This window comes from Mesorhizobium sp. M4A.F.Ca.ET.020.02.1.1 (genome assembly GCF_004022645.1).
Taxonomy (GTDB): domain Bacteria; phylum Pseudomonadota; class Alphaproteobacteria; order Rhizobiales; family Rhizobiaceae; genus Mesorhizobium.
In genome coordinates this window covers 1-1309 of sequence record NZ_RZOI01001110.1, presented here as the reverse complement: position 1 = coordinate 1309, position 1309 = coordinate 1, and the positions used below count along the sequence as shown (strand labels likewise).

Below are 1309 nucleotides of genomic sequence, written 5' to 3'. Positions count from 1 at the left end.
AAGACATCCTCGGCTTCGATCCGGCGCAGACGCTCGGCAGCCTTGTCGATCCTGAGCTTGCGCAGCGGCAGGTCGAGTTCAAACAGCGACATGCCGCAGCCGATGTCGTTGCCGATCAGTTGCGGGTGCAAGCGCTGCGACAACACGGCGATACCGGTCGGGCCGTATTTGCCGGGGTGCAGGTCTGGAAAGGCCGCAACCGAGGTGACGCCGGGCAAGGCCGCGACGTTCCTGAGTTGCTCGAGCGCCGCGCCCTCGATCCATGTCTGCGGCGAAAAACAATGCTGGATATGCGCAGCCGGCACGGCGCGCGACGTAGAGGGGCTAAGGCCCCCGATAAGATTGCCCATGATGGAACACTTCTGGATACAGGTCCGGAGTCGGACGCCTTCAGGCATCCGTTCGACCGGCGGCAGCCACCAAGACGCTGGCTTACGCCGGAACCCCTGCGGGGTGCGCTGTGAAGATGTTCGTCATCTTTCGCTCCCATTCCAGAAACAACAAGGCGGCCCTCATAGACGAAACGCGCAAAAACACAAGTCCGTGGCAGCCACAGCATGACCGTCATCGCTTGTTGCACCGCCGCGCCCCTCATGCCAAAAAGCGGCCACTCAGCCCGGAGACCCTCCTGCTTGAAGTCTTTTCGCGACAAACGCCGCGACAACCGTCCGCCCGCAAAGGGCGGGGCCGAACACGCGCGGCCGCGCCAGGAGCACACGGCATCGCGACCACAGATAAGGTCGGGCGAACGGCATGAGGCAAAGACGCAGGAGCGATCCGAGCCCAAATCTGCGCCGCGCATCCTTTCGCGCCGCGATGGCTTGCTGCCTGCAGAGCGGCTGCCGCTGATCCTCGAAGTGGCGCCCAATGCCGACTACGCCCTGCTGGATAGCGGCTCGGGCCAAAAACTCGAGCAGTATGGCCCCTACCGCATCGTGCGGCCGGAGGGTCAGGCGATCTGGCAAAGGGCGCTGCCGGCCAGGGACTGGGAGCGCGCCGATGCCATCTTCACTGGCGATACCGACGAGGAAGGCATCGGCCGCTGGCGCTTCCCAAAAACGCCGCTCGGCGAAACCTGGCCGATGAAGCATGACGGCATCGACTATCATGGCCGCTTCACCTCGTTTCGCCATGTCGGCGTGTTTCCCGAACAGGCCTCCCACTGGGATCACATGGCTGGGCTGATCATGGCGGCCAAACGGCCGGTCAAGGTACTGAACTTGTTCGGTTATACCGGCCTCGCCTCGCTGGTCGCGGCGCGCGCCGCGACCAGCGAGGCGAGGCCGGTATAACCGAACAAGTTCAGTAC

1 protein-coding gene and 1 pseudogene are annotated in these 1309 nt (G+C 63.9%); one reads left to right on the top strand and one right to left on the bottom strand.

The features are described from left to right. On the bottom strand, nt 1–350 hold a 350-nt coding region (locus tag EN742_RS35255; RefSeq protein WP_189375738.1), incomplete at its 3' end, for an RtcB family protein. 282 nt (nt 351–632) lie between these two features. Between EN742_RS35255 and EN742_RS35250 the strand changes: the two are divergent. After that, nucleotides 633–1265, top strand: a pseudogene (locus EN742_RS35250) (class I SAM-dependent rRNA methyltransferase); the annotation flags it as partial. Nucleotides 1266–1309: the final 44 nt, after the last annotated feature.